Genomic DNA, 17752 nt, shown 5'->3' with positions numbered 1-17752 from the left:
TTGTGGCTTGCGCCACGCTGCATTCCCCTCTCATTGCCCAACTCCGCGAGGATCGTCCCGATGCCAGAAACCCGCCCGCTGTTCGACCGCGTCCTGCTCACCAACGACGACGGAATCGACGCCCCCGGCCTTGACGTGCTCGAACAGGTCGCCACGCAACTGGCGCGCGAAGTGTGGATCGTCGCACCGGCGGAAGACCAGAGCGGCACGTCGCACTCGCTGAGCCTGCACGAACCGCTACGCGTGCATCGCAAGGGCGAACGCCGCTTCGCGGTGCGCGGCACGCCCGGCGATTGCGTCGCCATCGCGATCAGCCACCTGATGAAGGACGCACGGCCCGACATCGTGCTGTCCGGCGTGAATCGCGGTGGGAATCTCGGCACCGAAACGGTGTTTTCCGGCACGGTGGGCGCCGCGATGACGAGCATGCTGGTCGGCGTGCCGGCCATCGCGCTGAGTCAGGCCTTCATCGATCGCAACGCGGTGCCGTGGGACACGGCACGCACGCTTGCGCCGGACGTCATTCGCCAGCTCGTGGCCGCGGGCTGGGACGGCGACGCCTGCCTGAACGTGAATTTCCCGCCGCGGCCCGCGCAGGACGTGCGCGGCCTCAAGGTGACGAACCAGGGCGCCGGTACGCTGCAGGGCGTCGAGATCGTGTCGGGGCGCGACCCGCGCGACCTCGAGTATCACTGGCTGAAGCTCTCGCGCGCGCCGCGCGACGACGATGCGGATTCGGAAACGGTCGCGCTGGGTGACGGGTATGTCGCCGTCACGCCGCTGAAGTTCGAGCGCACGCACGATCAGGCACTCGCGCAACTGCGGTCGCGGCTCGGCTGATCGCGTCGTTTGGCAAGTTAGCGGTCGCGGTAATCGCGCAGGTGACATCTGCGCGCGGGTTCGCGGCCGCTTCACTGCATCACTGCATTCCCGCTTCTCCGCTTCTCCGCTTCTCCGCTTCTCCGCTTCTCCGCTTCTCCGCTTCTCCGCTTCTCCGAGTCTCCGAGTCTCCGAGTCTCCGAGTCTCCGAGTCTCCGAGTCTCCGAGTCTCCGAGTCTCCGAGTCCCCGAGTCCCCGAGTCCCCGAGTCCCCGAGTCCCCGAGTCCCCGAGTCCCCGCTTCAAGTCAGGTTCATTCCCCCGTCGAGCATCACGATCTCGCCCGTCACGTAATCGGACGCGACGAGCATCGCGACCGTCTGCGCGATGTCATCCGGCGTCGCCGGACGGCGCATCGGCGCGCGCTCGCGCCAAAGCTGCTGCGCATCCGTCCAGTCGGCCGTGAGCGGCGTATCGACGAGCCCCGGCGCGACCGCATTGACGCGAATCGCCGGCGCGAGCGTTTTCGCGAGCAGCCGCGTCGTGTGATTGAGCGCGGCCTTCGCCGCCGCATACGGAATCGACGCGCCTTTCGGCCGCACGCCCGCATGCGAGCTGACGTTCACCACGCACCCGGCCCGCCCATGCGACGCCGCCTCGCGCAGCGCGGCCTCCGCCTCGGCGACGAGCCGGAACGGCGCAATCACGTTGATCTCGTGCATCTCGCGCCACACGTCGGGCGTCGCCGCAGCGAGATCGTCATGCGGAATCACGCGGCTGACGCCCGCATTGTTGACGAGCACGTCGAGCCGCCCGTGCATGGCCACGGCTTCGCGGATCAGCCGCACGCGTTCCGCATCGTCCGCGAGATCGGCCTGCACATAAGCTCCGCCGAGTTCGCGCGCCATCGCACGTCCCTCGTCGGCCGAGCGGCGCGAATGCAGGATCACCGCGTAGCCGTCCGCCGCCAGACGGCGCGCGATCGCCGCGCCGATCCCCGACGTCGATCCGGTGACGAGCGCGACCGGCCGATGCACGCGCGACGCGCGCGGCTCGGCGACGGTTTCGGTTTCAGGTTCCGTTTCGGAAATCGGGGCAGACATCGGCGGGAGCGGCGCGTCCATATCGGGGAACCCTGTCAGTGGCGTTCCCGCATCATAAGCGCGACGACGCCCCATGACACGAACGTGACGGCGACCACCACCGGGATTGAATCGGTCAAGCCGAAGCGGCCGGCCGTCAGGTGCCGGATCCATTCGATGCCGAGCCGGAGCGGCATGAGCGATCTGCCGGCCGGGACGGAAACCATCGCCTGCTGTCGCGCCCCGTTTGCGTGTGAGCCGCCGAAGCAGTCACCGCGTTGGCGCATGGGGTCCCCGCCGCGCGGCCCGACGACGGATTCCCGGGGCAGGCCGCTTCCTGTTTCGCGGCCGCGCCCCGCACCGTCCCGTCAAATGAAGGGGGGGAGAAGCGGCCCGCGTTGCAGCGGGCCGCTTGCGCTTCTACGTGCCGGCCAGCGCCAGCGACGGCGCGAGCGCGCTGTTCGGATCCTGCCCGTTCCAGGTGCTCACCCACGCGTCGTTCGGCGTCGACCCCATCACGAAATCGAGCGTGCCGCCGGCCTTCATCTCGTCGTACGTGATATACGGCCGATGCAGCGGCGTGCCGTTCAGGCTGACCGACTGGACATAGCGATTGACCGATGACGGCGCGCCGCCGCCGGCCGTATGCGCGGTCACCTTGAAGCGCCGCGTCGCGCCGAACTTCAGGCTCTTGCCGTCCCCGCCGCCCGACGCCACCGGAATGTCGATCGTCGCCTCCTCGAACAGCGGCGTGCCGAGGTAGAACACGCCGCCCACCGGATTCAGCGAATAGATGCCAAGCGCGGACAGCACGTACCACGCGGACAGCTGCCCGCAATCGTCGTTGCCGGGAATCGCCGCATCGCGCACGCGGCGCGGATCGGCCAGCGCGGCCTTCAGGCTGTCGCCGCCGAGCAGCGCGCGATCGCCGGCCGTCAGCGTCAGCGAGTACATGTCGTCCATCACCGACCGCACGCGATCCTGCGTCTTCGACGGCATCCCCGCGACGTCGTACAGGTACGGCAGGTGGTTCGCCGGCTCGTTCCCCGCGAAGAACTGGCCGCTGCGTCCGGTCAGGTCCGGAAAGCCCTGGTTGTTGAGGAAGGTCAGCGGATTGGCCGGATCGAACGTGCGGTCGAGCTGCGCGATGAACTGGCTCTTGCCGCCGAGCAGCGCCACGAGGCCGGGGAAGTCGTGGAAGATGTTCCACGTATCGACCCACGAATTCGATTCGGAGAAGTCCGTCTTCTCGGCGGCCGTCGGGTCGAAGCCCGCGACCCAGTTGCCCTGCGCATCCTTCGGCTGCGCAAACTTCCAGCCGTTGTTCGGCACCGGGTTGAACACGTTCCGGTAGTTCTGGCTGCGCTGCAGGTAGGGCCGGTAGTCGGCCGTGCTCTTGCCCGCCGCCTTGCCGACCGCGGCCGTCGCCCAGTCGTCGAACGAATAATCCTGCGTCGTCGACACCGACGCATTGTCGCCCGCGGTCACGTAGCCGCTCTGCCGGTACTGGTCGAAGCCGTGCGCGCTCGCGCTCTGCGTGGTCGTCAATGCAGTCCAGATGTCGTCGATGCCCGCGCTCGTCAGGTGCTTCAGGTATGCATCGGCGATCAGCGGGATCGACGGGTGACCGGCCATCGTGAAGGTTTCCGTCTGCGCGAGCGGCCACACCGGCAGCTCGCCCTTGCCGTTCTGCCTGAACTGCGTGAGCAGCGACTTCACCCAGCCGTCGACGCGCTCGGGCTGCACCAGCGTCATCAACGGCGACTCGGCGCGGAAGGTGTCCCACAGCGAGAATGTCGACGAGTAGTCGAAACCCGGATTCGCGTGCTTGCTCGTGGTCGGCGGCGACGTCGTGGCGTCGTTGGTCGAATCGGTGCCGACGTAGCTGCCGTCCGCATTGTTGTAGACGGTCGGCGCGAGCATCGTGCGGTACAGCGACGTGTAGAACATCGTCCGCTGGTCGGCGCTGCCGCCCTTGATGCGGATCCGGTCGAGCGCGGCGCTCCACACGCGCTCGGCCGCGCCGCGCACCTGGTCGAACGACTTCGCGCCGACTTCCGAGGCGAGATTGGCCTGCGCATCCGCGACGCTCGACGGCGAGATGCCGACCTTCACCGTCACCGCGCCGCCGCTGTCGTTGCCGTCGGTGAACGTCAGGTAGGCCTTGAAGCCGTCCGCGCTGAATGCAACGTGCTTCGTATCGAAAGGCTTCGAGAAACGCGCGACGAAATAAGTCGGCTTGTTGTTCGCCCAGTTGTTCGTGATCTCCCAGCCGGCGATCGTCTGCGCATCGATGACCTGGAGCTTGCCGCTCGCGGTCGAGCCGCCGATCGGGTTGTCGATGCTGACGATCATGCTGCGCTTCTGCGCGGCCGCGCTCGGGAAATACGTGTAGCGATGCACGCCTGCATGCGCGGTGGCCGTCATCTCCGCGAGGATCTTCGCGCCCTGCACGTTCCACGGCGTGTTGCCGCTGCCGACCGGCGCCATCTTCACGCGGTAGTAGCCGGGGCTCGCGTTTTCGTCGTCGTGGCTGAACGACGCGTTGTAGGTGATCGACGAATCGGCCGCGACCTTCGCCAGCGTCGCGGTGTCGACCGGCGCCAGCGTCGGCAGGAACCGCACTTCGCCGCCCGAGCCGATGCCGGTGCCCGACAGGTGCGTATGCGTGAAGCCGGTGATGAACGGATCGTCGTACTGGTAGCCCGACGTGCGATCCCAGTTCCACGGCAGCGTGTGCGCACCGCCGGTCGTGTCCGGCCCGAGCTGCACCATCCCGAACGGCACGGTCGCGCCCGGGTACACGTGGCCGTGGCCCCGCACGCCGCTGCTCCAGTCCGCGTTGATGTCGAGATTCGCGGTACCGATCATCGGATCGACGCTGTGCAGCACCGACCGCTTGGCCGCGCCGCCGTTTTCGCCTTGATCGTTCTGATCGCCCTGGTCGTTCTGGTTGCCTTGATCGTTCTGGTTGCCCTGCACGTTCGACCGCTGCGCGAGCACGCTCGCATCCGTCGAACCCTGATCGCCGCCGCACCCCGACAACACGGCAAGGCACCCGATACCCACCACATGACGTAGCTTCATCCGTTCGTCCCTCCCTCTCTCTGCGTCGATCCTGTTGGCAAGAACCGCTCGTTGATCCCCCTGGCCGTTACGGCGCGCTGGCCGCCCGCGGGAACGACGGCATCGCCGATGCGTCGGTGCCCCAGGTCGTGGCGCTCGCGTCGGCCGTCATCGCGTACGACAGCTTTCCGCCCTTCGCGATCTGCTCGAACGGCAGCCACGCGGTGGAGTAAGGTGCGCCGTTCAGCTTCAGCGACTTCACATAGAACGACGCGTTGTCGCCCGAGCCTGCACCCGGCGCGACGATGTGCAACAGTCGGTAGCTGCCGTCCTTCTGCCCGACGCGCACCGTGATCTTCTCGAACTGCGGGCTCGACAGCGCGACGCCGCTGACGCCCGGCACGACCGGATAAAGACCGAGCGCGGCCCACACGTACCAGCCGGAGATCGCGCCGAGATCGTCGTTGCCCGGCAGCCCGGCCGCGCCGGTGCCGAACTCGTTCGCGAGCGACGCGTGCAGCACGCGCTGCGTATGTGACGGCGCACCAGCCCATGCGTAGACCCACGGCACGGCCATCGTCACTTCGTTGCCGACGTAGAAATACGGCTGCACGGTGCCGATGTTCAGGTGCGTGAAGAACGTGTCGAGGCGCTTGACGACCGGCGCGGCGCCGCCCGCCTGCGCGACCACGCTGGCGAGATCGTGCGGCACGTACCACGTGTATTGCTCGGCATTGCCTTCCATGAAGCCGGTGCCGTCGGTGACCCACGCGCCGGCCGACGTCTTCGGCTGGATCGCGCCCTGATCGAACAGGTTGTGCCAGTTGCCGCTCGACTTCAGCAGCGTGCCGGCCGTCGTCGTGTCGCCGAGCGCCGTCGCGAAGCGCGACACCGCGAAATCGCGCACCGCGTATTCGAGCGTGTTCGACGCGGTCTGGTTGTCGCCCGAGCCCGACGACGGCACGTAGCCGAGCCGGTCGTAGTCCGCGCGGCTGCCCATCACCGGCGTGCCGGCGCACGCGGCGCCCGGCGCCGTGCTGTTCTTCATGATCGACAGCGCGGCCTGCGTGTCGAAGTTCGTCGCACCGAACGCATGGGCGTTCGCGACGATGATCGAGCCCGCGTCGCCCGGCATCACGGCCGTCTCGGTATTGAAGTACGCCCAGCGCGGGAACGCGCCGCACGCCTTCGCATCGAGCACGAGCGACTGCACGATGTCGCTGGTGCGCACCGGGTCGAGCAGCGCCTGCAGCTGGATGAACGAGCGGTCGATGTCCCAGCCGGAGAAGTTCGCGTACATCGTGCGGCCTTTCTCGACCTGACGTGTCGGCGCGGCCGCTGCGCCGTTCGACGCGTAGAAGTCCGGATACTGGCCGTTCACGTCGTTGAACACGTTCGGGTGCAGCGACGCGTGATACAGCGCGGTGTAGAACTTCGTCTTGTCGGCGTCGCTGCCGCCGGTGACCTGGATCGCGTTCAGGCGCGCGTTCCACGCGGTGCTCGCCGCGCGGCGCACGGTGTCGAATCGCCAGTTCCGGTTGCCTTGCGCATCCGTCTCCGGATTCTCCGCGCGCAGGTTCGCCTTCGCATTCGCTTCGCTGACGAACGAGATGCCGAGCTTCATCATCACGTCGGGATGCTTGCGGTCGACATTGAACGTCACCGTCACCGGGCTGTTGTTCGACAACGCCGGCTTCGACGCGAACGGCTGGCTGAATTCCGCGTAGTAGTAGACGGGCACCGCATGCCCGGCCCAGCAGAATCCGCCGCCCGCGATCGTGCCCGACAACGCGCGGTCGCCGACCTGGCTGATTGTGTCGGCCGTCGTGCCCTGCGCGCGGTTGTTCAGCACGGTCGGATCGATCGCGATCGTCGCCTGCTGGCCCTGCGCGAGTGCCGGATACGTGAAGCGGGCGAAGCCGGTGCGCACCGTCGTCGTCAGCTCGGCCTTGATGCCGTTGCCGAGCGTGACGCCGTAATAGCCGGCCTGCGCGGTTTCGTTCGCGTGAGTGAAGCTGGCCGGCGTGCCGGCGTCGCCCGGTGCGAGCTGCGGCATCACGTTCAGGTAGCCGCCGTTCGCCCAGCAGCCGGTGCCGCTCAGGTGCAGGATGCTGAATGCATTGATCGACGTGTCGCCGTACCAGTAGCCGCCGGAGAAACCGGAGCCGTCGCCCTTGCTGCTGTCGTATTGGGCAGTCGGCGTCATCGGGCTCCATTGCATCATCCCGAACGGGACCGTCGGCCCCGGGAACGTGCCGCCGCCGAGGCCCGAGCCGACCGGGTCGGCCGGCTGGTCGGTCGCGTAGTCGGTGCCGATCAGCGGATTGACGTATTGCGCGACGCGGATGTCGGCGTTTTTCTTCGACGACTCGTTGCCGTTGCTGTTGTCGTTTTCGTTACCGTTGTCGTTGCCGCCGTTGCCGTTTTCATTGCCCTGCGACTGCGCGGCAGCCGACAGGTTCGCCGCGGCCACCGACGGTGAATCGCCATCACCACCGCAGGCAGACAAGACCACGCACAGCGCCAGCAGCGCCGTTCCCAACCCCCAGTTCCTGGACATCGCCCGTCTCCGTATCGTTCTTGAATCAGGATGGTGATTCGAACTACTGAGCTTTAAATCAGGATGCTTTTGATGAATTCCGCTTGCCCGGCCGATCGGTCGAAAATCCCGGGGGCGTGTCGTTATTACCGAATGCGCACACCGGGAAAAAGACGCGCCGGCATGTGGAAATACCGGCGCCCAGGAGCGGACAATGCGCACAAGCGTGCCCAAATAAACGCGATTTCTCTACCCCGTGTTTTTACGAATTTTTATTTTGTTTATCTAAACAAGCGGTTATTGATTCGGTTTTTATGTGGAATGGGGCATTGAATGCGCGATTGGCGATCAAGGCTGCTTCGGCAAATCCACATAGTCTTCGAGCTCGCCGGCGATATACAGCCGCTTGCCGAGTCGCGGGTATTCGCAGACGTCGTGTTCGAGCCGTTGCCCGCCAACGAGCAGCTCAAGCGGCGTATCGCCGGTGTTCTGCACCGTATGCGCTTCACCGCCGCGCGGAAAGCCGATGAAATCGCCCGGCCCGATTTCACTGGCGCGTTCGCCGATCGTGACCGCGCCCGTCCCGGACAGCACGTACACGAACTCTTCTTCGTACAGGTGACGGTGATACTCGGCCGATTCGTGACCAGGCATCAGCGTGAGCAGGTGAACACCGAATTGCGTCAAGCCGGTCAGGTCGCTGAGTTGTCGCTTGAGACGAACGGCATTGGGATTCAGCGAATGCACCGCGCGCATCGGTTCCATCTTCGCGATATCGGCGGCCTTCAGCAGTTCCCGGGGAAAGGGAGTCGACATGGGGATCTCGCAAACGTGAATGCTTTGGTTGAACGCGGCGCCGGCGTGGCGCGCGCAGCGGCCATTGTCCGACATTTTCACGCTTGCGGAGGGGTTGCGGGCCCCGCCATCGCACGCGGCTAACGCGCGCAATCGGCCAGCAAGTTCGCCAGCACCGACGCGCCTTGCGCGAGGTGCACCGGATCGGCATCTTCCGCTTCGTTGTGGCTCAAGCCGGCCTTGCACGGCACGAACACCATCGCGGAAGGCGCGACGTACGACAGGTTCACCGCGTCGTGCCCCGCGCCGCTGCACATCTCCTTGTACGGATAGCCGGCGGCAGCCGTTGCCTGCCGCACGCGCTCGACGCATGCCGCATCGAACACCACCGGCTCGTATTCGGCGATCGTCTGTACCTGCACGCTCGTGCCACGCAGCGCGGTGCGCTGCATGCAGATCGCTTCGATGTCGGCGACCAGTTGCTGCAACGCCGGTCGCGACGGGTGGCGCACGTCGACGCTGAACCGGACCTTGCCCGGAATCGTGCTCGGCGAATTCGGCTGGCACGCGACATGACCGACCGTCACGCGCGCATCGTCGTCGAAGGTGTGACCGTGCTCGACGATCGCCGCGATCATCGCGGCCGCCACGCCCATCGCGTCACGGCGCACGCTCATCGGCGTCGTGCCTGCATGCGACTCGAAGCCGGTCACCGTGACGTCGAGTTCGTAGATGCCCTGCACGCCCGTCACGACGCCGATCGGCAAGCCGGCCTGCTCCAGCACCGGCCCTTGCTCGATATGCGCTTCGAAATACGCCTTCGGCATCTGCCGCTCGCGCGCAGGGCCGGCGAAGCCCGTGCGTTCGAGTTCGTCGCGCAGCAGCGCGCCCGTCTGCATGCACGGGCGATCCAGTGCGTAGTCGAGATCCAGCGCACTGGCATAGACGGCCGAGCCCATCATGCCCGGCGTGAAGCGCGAACCCTCTTCGTTGGTCCACGCGACGACGTCGATCGGATGTCGCGTTTCAATGCCGCGCTCGTTCAGCGTACGAATCGCTTCGAGGCCCGCGAGCACGCCATAGACGCCGTCGAAGCGGCCGCCGAGCGGCTGCGTGTCGAGATGGCTGCCGCACGTCACGGGCGGCAAACCCGGTTCCGTGCCCGGCCGGCGAGCGAACACGTTGCCGATCGGATCGATGCGGATCTCGCAACCGGCTGCTTCGCACCACGCGATGAAGCGGCGCCTGCCGCGCGCGTCGTCGTCGCTGAGCGCGAGCCGGCAGCTGCCGCCGTGCGCGGTCGCGCCGATCGTCGCCATCTCCATCAGCGAATCCCACAGCCGTTGCTGGTTAACGAGAAGCATCGTGACCGCTCCTGAAAAGCACCGAGCATATACACTCGATCCAATAAGAAAAATCCAAGATTTCGTTGTGGTCGATAACTTTTTCTTGTCACCCGGCGTTCGACCCGGCAGCCCGCGCTTTCTTCGTATTCGGATCGGTCATTCATGAAGCTCAAGCAGCTCGATGCGTTTCTCGCGGTCGCCGAGCATCGCACCATTCGCGGCGCGGCGCGCGCGCTCGGCGTCACGCAACCGGCCATCAGCAGCATCGTGCGCGAGCTCGAACAGGAACTCGGCGTGCCGCTCGTCGTCCGCAGCGTAAAGGGAATTGCGCTGACCGATTACGGCAGCGCGTTTGCGATTCGCGCGCGGCTGATCGTCGAGGAGATCCAGCGCACGCGCGACGAAATCGAGCAGTTGCGGCTCGGCACGACCGGCTCGGTGTCGATCGCGGTCAGCCCGACCGTCGCGCTGACGCTCCTGCCGCGTGCATTCACCGCGTTCTCGCGCGACCTGCCCGGCGCGACGCTGAACGTCGACGATGCGCTGACCGCGACGGATCTCGCGCGACTGCGCGACGGCTCGCTCGACTTCATCGTCACGCATCAGTTGTCGAATGCGATACCGGACCCCGACGAATTCGCGAGCATTCCGTTGTTCCGGACGGCGTTCGCGGTCGTCGCGAGAAGCCGGCATCGGCTCGCGCGCGCCCGCTCGCTGCGCGAGCTCGTCGATGCGCAATGGTGCGTGCCGCGCTACGGCGACGAGGGAGACGATCTGGTGCGCTCGATCTTCATGCCGTTCGGCATCGACGTACCGAAGCGGGTAATCCACTGCCCGTCGTTTGCCGCGACGCTCGGGCTCGTGTCGCAAACGGATGCGCTCGGCGTGTTCGCACGGCCGCTCGCCGACGTCGAACGCAAGTCACGGGGCATCGTCGCGCTGGATCTTGCCGAGCCGATGCCCGCGTTGACGGTCGCGATCGTGATGCGGCGGCATGCGTTGCTGACGCCCGCCGCGCTGCATTTCATCGAGTGCCTGAAGGGGGCGGCTGCAACCGTTCAGGGCGCGGACGGCGCATGATGCTCAGCGCACGTGCACGCCGCGCAGCTCCGTCAGCAACGCCACGAGACGATCGATGTGCGCGTCTTCGGTGCGCCACGACGACACGCTGATCCGGAACGCCGGCCGCCCCTGCCACACCGTCGCGCCGAACCACACGTCGCCCGACGCCTGCGCGGCCGCGAGGATCGCCGCCGTTTCATCGTCGGTGCCGGCGCGCACCAGCACCTGGTTCAGCACGACGCGGTTCAGCACATCGTAGCCGGCGGCACGCAGGCCGTCCGCGACCCGCGCCGCCTGCGCGCAATGCCGCTCGACCATCGTGGCCACGCCGGCGCGGCCGAGTGAACGCAGCGCGGCCCATACGGGGATGCCGCGCGCGCGCCGCGAGAATTCGAGGTTCAGGTTCTTCTGCGCGTCCTGCGCGCCGCTCAGGTACACGGCGTCGCTGTTCATCGCGGTCGCGAGCGCGGCCGCGTCCCGGCAGATCACCATCGCGCCGTCGTACGGCGTGTTGAGCCACTTGTGGCCGTCGGTGGTCCAGCTGTCCGCGCCGTCGATGCCGTCCGTCAGCGCGCGCTTCGACGAGGCGCGGGCCCACAGGCCGAACGCGCCGTCGACGTGCACCCACGCGCCGGCCGCCTTCGCGGGCGGAATCAGCGCCGCGAACGGATCGAACTCGCCCGTGTTCACTTCGCCGGCCTGCACGCAGAGGATCGTCATGTCGTCGAGGGGCGGCAGCTGTGCCGGATCGATCCGGCCATGCGTGTCGACCGGCGCGACGACGAGGCGCTTCATCCCGAAACCGAGCACGCGCAGCGCCTTCTTCACCGTGATGTGCGCCAGCTCGGAGATCACGACCTTCACCTCGGGCGCGCCGATCAGGCCGTCCGCGTCGACGTCCCAGCCCTTGCGTGCGAGCAGCGCGCGCCGCGCGGCCACCAGCGCGACGAGCGTGCAGGCCGTCGCGCTCGTGCCGAAACCGACCGCACTGCCTTCGGGCAATCCGAGCACATCGACGACCCAGCGCGCGGCCTGGCGCTCGATCGTTGCGGCCACCGGTGAATTCGCATACGACGACGCGCACTGGTCCCACGCGAGCATCAACCGCTCGGCCGCCGCCGCGGCCGGCAGCGTGGCGCCGATCACGAAGCCGAAGTAGTTCGGGCCGTTCGACGCGACGGTCGCGGGCGTGCCGCGCTCGTCGAGCAGGCGCAGCACGTCGTCGGCGGGGCGGCCCGCGTCGGGCAGCGGCTCGTCGAACGCCGCCAGGCCGGCCAGTGCGGCCGCGTCGGGAAACGCGCGCCGCTCGTTCGTCGCGGCCAGATACGCGTGCGCGCGCCGGTCGGCGTCGGCCAGCAATGCAAGTTCGTCCATGTCGGTTGCCTCGGTGTGAGTCAGAGTTGCAAAAGATCGCGGCCGAGCTGCTGCAGCGCGCCGTCGATCCGCTTGTAGTACGTGAACTTGCCGACGCGGGTCGCCTGCACGAGCCCGGCATCCGCGAGGATGCGCATGTGGCGCGTGGTCGTAGCCGGCGCGATGCCGAGCTTCTCGGTGATGTACGTGCAGCACACGCCGAGTTCGTCGACATCGCCGTGCGGCTGCGGCGGGAAATGCTTGCGCGGCTGCTTGAGCCAGCGCATCACGGCCAGACGGCTTTCGTTGGCCAGTGCGCTGATGCGGGTGACGTCGTCCATGGGAATGCGGAGCGCGATTAACGTTTCGAATATTAGCTAAATGACGAAATGTGTGCAATTGGTTCGAAGGGCGACTTGAGCTGACGCTGGGGTGTATTTGCCCGCCGTATCGGCACCGGATGCGATCGCGGCAAGCGCGCCGCTGCAACGCGTTGCACACAGCGCCGGGAACACGCTTCAGCTCGCCGTCAATGCCGAGCGGCCATTCCGCATACAAGTCGGGCCCGAAACGCATTGCGATCCGTCATGTGCGGCAGGATCGTCCCGACGCGCCTGCCTGCCGTGTGCGGCGCGCACACCACGCGCCGCGCACGGCCGAGCGAGCGGCCGCGCAATGCACTATCCGTTGGCCCGGCCCATCCGCCAGTGCGGGGGATGCAAGGGGTGCGCGGAAGCGTTACCGTGAAATGCATGCGCGGTCTGTCAACGAACCCGCGCCCGTTTCATTGTTCGAGAGGGAGGGTTCGCTAGCTCAATCCCACGGATTAACGATAGGAACGCCGGTTTCAACAAAATCGGCGACATTGCGCGTCACGACGGTCATGCCATGCACGAGCGCCGTTGCGGCAATGAGTGCGTCCCGCTCCGACCGCCGATCCGGTACATGGAGTCGTGCGCATCGTTGCGCGACCGCAGTATCAACCGGCAGCACGCGACCCGCGAACTCCGGCAGGACATGCCCGTCAAGCCATGCCCGCAGAAGCGCACCTTGAGCCGTGTCCCGGCGTTCGATTTGCAAGACGCCTGTCTCCAGCTCCATGATCGTGATTGCCGAGACAAAAAGCGTGGGTGCGTCGACGGTTGAACTCCAGGCCACCAGGCCTTTGTCCGCCTTGCCGGTTCGCACCTTCCTGAGTTCCGAAACAACGTTGGTATCGAGGACGAACATCATCAAAAATCAACCTTTTTGATGCCGATCTCCGCGCGCGGAGGCTCAAACTCGATGTCCTCGACACCGGGCATGGCCAACGCGTCGGCAATGTTGCGCCGTTGCTGCGTGAGACGCTGGTATTCCTCGAAACTCAGCAGCACATGGGCAGGCCTGCCACGATCCGTAATGAACACCGGGCCATCCTTTGCTGCCTTCTTCGCTTTGGTCACATCCTGGTTAAGTTCGCGACTCGAGAGCGTTGTGATGGTCATCATGGGCTCCTCAAACCAATCAATGTAGGTATGTTACTACAATAAATGAGATTGCGCGGCCTTGCCCGCCCCGGTTGATCCGGCCCCGTGCGCGTCTTCTTCGTCGATGACTCTTGCGCCTACGTACGAGTTACGTTTCCGGCGGCAAAGTCCTCTGGCCGGAAGCGCGATACGCACCGCTACGAATCGTTTCCGTTCAATCACGCGCATCCGATTCTGAGGACAACCCATGCCGAGTTTCGCCGTTGCCGAAGCGAACTCGCCACAATGACCACCCGAAGGGCACGAAATTGGCGTCGTCACGTCGAGTCCGACGCAATTACATCCAACACGTTCACGCCGCCAGCGCCTGCGCCAGCCGTTCGATCAGCGCCCGCACGCGCCGCGGCTGCACGGCGTTGCCCGCATAGACGATCTGCAGATCGACGTCGCCCGGCGAGAACGCGCGCAGGACTTCCACGAGCGCGCCGGACGCCAGATCCTGCTCGACGTCGACCAGCGACTTCAGTGCGACGCCGTGCCCCGCGACGCACCACGCGCGCACGAGTGCGCCGTCGTTGGCCACCCGCCGGCCGCGCACCGTCACGCGCCGGGGTTCGCCGTCGATGCTGAACGGCCATTCGGCATACAGGTCCTGCCCGAAGCGCATCACGATGCAGTCGTGTGCGGCAAGATCGTCCGGATGCCGCGGCGTGCCGTGCGCCGCGAGATACGCGGGCGACGCGCACACGACGCGCCGCGCGCGGCCGAGCGACCGGCTGCGCAGCGAACTGTCGGCGAGCACCCCGCGACGGATCGCGAAATCGAGCCCCTGCCCGACGACATCCACGTAGCCGTCACCGAGATGCAGGTCGACCGTGACGCCCGGATGCTCGGCCAGAAACGCGTCGACGACGGGCACCACGCGCTCGCGCCCGAGGTCGGCCGGCGCGCTCAGGCGCACCGGCCCCGACAAGGTCTGCACGCCGAGCCGCACTCGGCCTTCGAGTTCATCGGCCTCCGCCAGCAGGCGCCGCGCACCGTCGACGAGCGTGCGGCCCTCGTCGGTCAGGCTGATCGCGCGTGTCGTGCGCGTGAGCAGCGCCGCGCCGTAGTGGCGCTCGAGCGCAGCCAGTCGCTCGGACACGGTGGCCGGCGACAGCCCGAACTCGCGGCCCGCCGCGGCTAGTCCGCCCTTCTCCACGATGCGCAGGAACAGCGCGAGATTGTCGAGCAGCATTATTCGCCCCTTCCGAACGATATTTTCGAAGTCTGCCCAATTATCCGAAATATCCGCAAGCGATACAGTGTGCCAATGCGTCGCCTCGCGGCCGCCCCTCGACCCGTCGATCACCCCAAAGGAAACCCGCCATGGAATACCGCACCCTCGGCCGCTCCGGCCTCAAGGTTCCTGCCCTGAGCTTCGGCGCCGGCACGTTCGGCGGCACCGGCCCGCTGTTTAGCGCCTGGGGCAACACGGGCGTCGATGAAGCGCGCCGCCTGATCGACATCTGCCTCGAAGCCGGCGTGAACCTGTTCGACACGGCCGACGTGTATTCGGACGGCGAATCCGAGCGCGTGCTCGGCGCCGCGATCAACGGACGTCGCGACCAGGTGCTGATCTCGACGAAAACGGGCCTGCCGACCGGAAGCGGCCCGAACGACGCGGGCACGTCGCGCGCGCGGCTCGTCCGCGCCGTCGACGATGCGCTGCGCCGCCTCGACACCGACTACATCGACCTGCTGCAACTCCACGCGTTCGATGCGAGCACGCCGGTCGAGGAAGTGATGTCGACGCTCGACGATCTCGTGCGCGCGGGCAAGCTGCGCTACATCGGCGTATCGAACTTCGCCGGGTGGCAGATCATGAAGTCGCTGGCGGTGGCCGATCGGCACGGCTGGTCGCGTTACGTGGCGAACCAGGTCTACTACTCGCTCGTCGGCCGCGATTACGAGTGGGACCTGATGCCGCTCGGCGCCGACCAGGGGCTTGGCGCGCTCGTCTGGAGCCCGCTCGGCTGGGGCCGGCTCACCGGCAAGATCCGGCGCAACGCGCCGCTGCCGGAAGGCAGCCGCCTGCATGAAACGGCCGGCTTCGGGCCGCCGGTCGACGATGCGCGCCTGTACGACGTGGTCGATGCGCTCGACGCGATCGCCGAGGAAACGGGCAAGACCGTGCCGCAGATCGCGCTGAACTGGCTGCTGCAGCGCCCGACGGTGTCGTCGGTGATCATCGGCGCGCGCAATGAGGCACAGCTGCGGCAGAACCTCGGCGCGGTCGGCTGGGCGCTGACCGATGCGCAGGTCGCGAAGCTCGATGCGGCGAGCGCGGTGGTAGCACCTTATCCGTACTTCCCGTATCGCCGCCAGCAGGCGTTCGCGCAACTCAATCCGCCGCTGCGCGGGTGAGCGCCGACGGCCGGCGGAGCCTGCGAATGAGGTCATGCAGCGCTACGCCGGCACACGCGCGTCGCCGAGCCGCACGACCTTGTCGGCCGGCCCGATGACCGAGCGACGATGCGTGATCGCCACGACCGTGACGTCGCGGGCCAGCAGCCGCACGTGTTCCATGATGTCGCGCTCGGTGGCTTCGTCGAGCGCGGAACTCGCTTCGTCGAGGAACAGCACGGTCGGCTCGCCATACAGCGCACGGGCAATCGCGATGCGCTGGCGCTCGCCGCCGGACAGCTTCAGCCCGCGCTCGCCCACCGTCGTGCGGAAGCCGTCCGGCAGGCTCTCGATGAACGTCAGGATCGTCGCCTTCGCCGCCGCTTCATGCAGACGCTGCGCATCGCGCGGCCGGCCGAGCAGGATGTTGTCTTCCAGGCTTTCGTTCAGCAGCACGACATCCTGCGGCACGACGGCCACCGCGCCGTACCAGTCGGCGCGATCGATTTCAGCGAGATCGACGCCGTCGACGAGAATGCGCCCGCCGGTCGGCTCGATCGACTTCAGCGCGAGCTTGAAGACGGTGGATTTCCCCGCGCCGGTTTCGCCGACGAGGAACGTGATCGCCCCCCGTTCAGCGACGAAGTCGACGTCGGTCACGCCGCGGCCGTTGTCGTACGCATAGGCGACGCGCTCGAACACGATGCGCCCGTCGCGCGGCGCGAACGCCGACGCATGCGACACCTGCCGTTCCTCGGGCGCCGTCCACAGCGCCGCGAACGGCACGAGCGCCGCGCGGGAGCGTGCGCACTCGTCGACCGCGCGCGCGATCATTTCGAACGGCTGGTTCAGTTGCAGCAGCAACGTGTTGAACAACACGATGTCGCCGATCGACAGCGCGCCCGCCGCATGGCGCGGCAGCAGCAACCAGAACGTCACCGCGAACTGGATCGCGAGGCCGAGCCCCAGCACCGCGAGATAGCGGACGTGCTGCAGCACATACGCGCGCCAGCTGTCGCGCACGACGCGCGCCTTCTCCGAGAAACGTTCGTTCATCCAGCGATGGCTGCCGAAATGCCGAAGCGTCTCCATCGCATTGATCGCGCCGCCGACGAAGCGCGCATTCTCCTGCCCGGCCTCGATCGCGCGATCGAGGAACGCGCGCGAGCGCCGCGCGCCGACGATCGCGATCGTCACCGCGACCGCACCGTAGGCGGCGGTGATCACCACGACCTCGACATTGATCAGTGCGCCGAGCGTGACGAGCGTCAGCACGATCTGCAGCGTGCCGGGGATCAGCTCCATCAGGCTCAGCAGCACGAGCACCGACAGCGCCCGGCTGCCACGCTGGTTCGCGGTCTGGATTTCGGCGGGATTGTGCTCGACGAAGAACGCCGTGGTCTTCTTCAGGATGCGCTCGAAAAAGCGCGTGCTGGTGATGAAGCCCAGGTTCTCCGAGCTCATGAACGCCAGGTACTGCACCACGCGTTGCAGCGCGCTGGACAGGCCCAGCAGCACCGCATAAAGCACGAAGCCCGGGATCAGCGCGTGGAGCACGCCGCGGTGCGACAGCGCGTCGATCAGGCGCGAGAACAGATAGGGGGCGGCAACCGCGCTCGCGCTCGACAGGATGACGACCGCCACGACCGTCAGCAACATCAGCCGATCGGCCTTCCAGTAGGCCCGCAGGACCTCGGTGATCGGATGCGACGCACGGGTGTCGTTCATGGCGGGATGACCCGGGCGCGGCGCAGCCCGGATGGCGGCGATGGGCGAAAAAGTCTAACAGAGTGAAAGGCGTGGCGTGGTGGCGTTCGGGTGGGATGGCGGCACGTGTTGGT

At 67.0% G+C, this 17752-nt stretch carries 15 protein-coding genes; 3 read left to right on the top strand and 12 right to left on the bottom strand.

The features are described from left to right. Positions 1 to 60 precede the first annotated feature (60 nt). Positions 61 to 840: a 5'/3'-nucleotidase SurE gene (surE, locus tag CFB40_RS18600; RefSeq protein ID WP_089428534.1), complete on the top strand. Its 780-nt coding sequence runs from the start codon at positions 61 to 63 to the stop codon at positions 838 to 840. Between the two features lie 279 nt (positions 841 to 1119). On the opposite strand, the gene CFB40_RS18595 is transcribed toward surE, so the two are convergent. The 6 genes from CFB40_RS18595 to CFB40_RS18575 all read right to left on the bottom strand — a co-directional run bounded on the left by CFB40_RS18595 (position 1120) and on the right by CFB40_RS18575 (position 9663). Next, positions 1120 to 1941, bottom strand: coding sequence for an SDR family NAD(P)-dependent oxidoreductase (locus CFB40_RS18595; RefSeq protein WP_089432009.1), 822 nt, complete (start codon positions 1939 to 1941; stop codon positions 1120 to 1122). Between the two features lie 14 nt (positions 1942 to 1955). Further along, positions 1956 to 2096, bottom strand: a complete 141-nt coding sequence (locus CFB40_RS38700) for a hypothetical protein (protein ID WP_179255111.1) — start codon at positions 2094 to 2096, stop codon at positions 1956 to 1958. A gap of 223 nt (positions 2097 to 2319) precedes the next feature. Further along, entirely contained in the window at positions 2320 to 4986 is a 2667-nt protein-coding gene (locus CFB40_RS18590; RefSeq protein ID WP_089432008.1) for a GH92 family glycosyl hydrolase, read from the bottom strand. Positions 4987 to 5053: 67 nt separating this feature from the next. Beyond that, positions 5054 to 7525, bottom strand: coding sequence for a GH92 family glycosyl hydrolase (locus CFB40_RS18585; RefSeq protein WP_089432007.1), 2472 nt, complete (start codon positions 7523 to 7525; stop codon positions 5054 to 5056). A 327-nt stretch (positions 7526 to 7852) separates the two neighbouring features. Next, positions 7853 to 8320, bottom strand: coding sequence for a cupin domain-containing protein (locus CFB40_RS18580; protein WP_089429195.1), 468 nt, complete (start codon positions 8318 to 8320; stop codon positions 7853 to 7855). 119 nt (positions 8321 to 8439) lie between these two features. Next, positions 8440 to 9663, bottom strand: a complete 1224-nt coding sequence (locus tag CFB40_RS18575; protein WP_089432006.1) for a Zn-dependent hydrolase — start codon at positions 9661 to 9663, stop codon at positions 8440 to 8442. A gap of 144 nt (positions 9664 to 9807) precedes the next feature. Here CFB40_RS18575 and CFB40_RS18570 point away from each other — a divergent pair, with 144 nt between their 5' ends. Continuing rightward, positions 9808 to 10725, top strand: a complete 918-nt coding sequence (locus CFB40_RS18570; RefSeq protein ID WP_089428539.1) for a LysR family transcriptional regulator — start codon at positions 9808 to 9810, stop codon at positions 10723 to 10725. 3 nt (positions 10726 to 10728) lie between these two features. Here CFB40_RS18570 and CFB40_RS18565 read toward each other — a convergent pair whose 3' ends face one another. From CFB40_RS18565 to CFB40_RS18545, 5 genes are all read right to left on the bottom strand, one after another. Beyond that, positions 10729 to 12081, bottom strand: coding sequence for a pyridoxal phosphate-dependent decarboxylase family protein (locus tag CFB40_RS18565; protein WP_089428540.1), 1353 nt, complete (start codon positions 12079 to 12081; stop codon positions 10729 to 10731). Positions 12082 to 12101: 20 nt separating this feature from the next. After that, positions 12102 to 12401: an ArsR/SmtB family transcription factor gene (locus CFB40_RS18560; protein ID WP_085038359.1), complete on the bottom strand. Its 300-nt coding sequence runs from the start codon at positions 12399 to 12401 to the stop codon at positions 12102 to 12104. Positions 12402 to 12873: 472 nt separating this feature from the next. Then, a complete protein-coding gene (locus tag CFB40_RS18555) occupies positions 12874 to 13293 on the bottom strand; it encodes a type II toxin-antitoxin system VapC family toxin (protein WP_174975468.1) in 420 nt (139 codons plus the stop codon). Then, on the bottom strand, positions 13293 to 13544 hold the full coding sequence (locus CFB40_RS18550) for a type II toxin-antitoxin system Phd/YefM family antitoxin (RefSeq protein ID WP_089429196.1): 252 nt from the start codon (positions 13542 to 13544) through the stop codon (positions 13293 to 13295). The genes CFB40_RS18555 and CFB40_RS18550 overlap by 1 nt, the downstream gene beginning before the upstream one ends. A 334-nt stretch (positions 13545 to 13878) precedes the next feature. After that, entirely contained in the window at positions 13879 to 14763 is an 885-nt protein-coding gene (locus CFB40_RS18545; RefSeq protein ID WP_089428542.1) for a LysR family transcriptional regulator, read from the bottom strand. A 131-nt stretch (positions 14764 to 14894) separates the two neighbouring features. Between CFB40_RS18545 and CFB40_RS18540 the strand changes: the two genes are divergently transcribed. Continuing rightward, positions 14895 to 15932, top strand: a complete 1038-nt coding sequence (locus tag CFB40_RS18540) for an aldo/keto reductase (protein WP_089432005.1) — start codon at positions 14895 to 14897, stop codon at positions 15930 to 15932. A 42-nt stretch (positions 15933 to 15974) separates the two neighbouring features. Here CFB40_RS18540 and CFB40_RS18535 read toward each other — a convergent pair whose 3' ends face one another. After that, on the bottom strand, positions 15975 to 17639 hold the full coding sequence (locus CFB40_RS18535; protein ID WP_089432004.1) for an ABC transporter ATP-binding protein: 1665 nt from the start codon (positions 17637 to 17639) through the stop codon (positions 15975 to 15977). Positions 17640 to 17752 lie beyond the last annotated feature (113 nt).

The organism is Burkholderia sp. AU31652 (assembly GCF_002223155.1).
Taxonomy (GTDB): Bacteria; Pseudomonadota; Gammaproteobacteria; order Burkholderiales; family Burkholderiaceae; genus Burkholderia.
This window is presented reverse-complemented; position numbering and strand designations above follow the sequence as displayed.

Coding starts and splice junctions, on each gene's coding strand:
- CFB40_RS18565 (WP_089428540.1), bottom strand. CDS start 12,081: ATGGACGAACTTGCATTGCTGGCCGACGCCGACCGGCGCGCGCACGCG.
- CFB40_RS38700 (WP_179255111.1), bottom strand. CDS start 2,096: ATGCCGCTCCGGCTCGGCATCGAATGGATCCGGCACCTGACGGCCGGC.
- CFB40_RS18595 (WP_089432009.1), bottom strand. CDS start 1,941: ATGGACGCGCCGCTCCCGCCGATGTCTGCCCCGATTTCCGAAACGGAA.
- CFB40_RS18555 (WP_174975468.1), bottom strand. CDS start 13,293: ATGATGTTCGTCCTCGATACCAACGTTGTTTCGGAACTCAGGAAGGTG.
- CFB40_RS18560 (WP_085038359.1), bottom strand. CDS start 12,401: ATGGACGACGTCACCCGCATCAGCGCACTGGCCAACGAAAGCCGTCTG.
- surE (WP_089428534.1), top strand. CDS start 61: ATGCCAGAAACCCGCCCGCTGTTCGACCGCGTCCTGCTCACCAACGAC.
- CFB40_RS18545 (WP_089428542.1), bottom strand. CDS start 14,763: ATGCTGCTCGACAATCTCGCGCTGTTCCTGCGCATCGTGGAGAAGGGC.
- CFB40_RS18550 (WP_089429196.1), bottom strand. CDS start 13,544: ATGACCATCACAACGCTCTCGAGTCGCGAACTTAACCAGGATGTGACC.
- CFB40_RS18535 (WP_089432004.1), bottom strand. CDS start 17,639: ATGAACGACACCCGTGCGTCGCATCCGATCACCGAGGTCCTGCGGGCC.
- CFB40_RS18585 (WP_089432007.1), bottom strand. CDS start 7,525: ATGTCCAGGAACTGGGGGTTGGGAACGGCGCTGCTGGCGCTGTGCGTG.
- CFB40_RS18575 (WP_089432006.1), bottom strand. CDS start 9,663: ATGCTTCTCGTTAACCAGCAACGGCTGTGGGATTCGCTGATGGAGATG.
- CFB40_RS18590 (WP_089432008.1), bottom strand. CDS start 4,986: ATGAAGCTACGTCATGTGGTGGGTATCGGGTGCCTTGCCGTGTTGTCG.
- CFB40_RS18540 (WP_089432005.1), top strand. CDS start 14,895: ATGGAATACCGCACCCTCGGCCGCTCCGGCCTCAAGGTTCCTGCCCTG.
- CFB40_RS18580 (WP_089429195.1), bottom strand. CDS start 8,320: ATGTCGACTCCCTTTCCCCGGGAACTGCTGAAGGCCGCCGATATCGCG.
- CFB40_RS18570 (WP_089428539.1), top strand. CDS start 9,808: ATGAAGCTCAAGCAGCTCGATGCGTTTCTCGCGGTCGCCGAGCATCGC.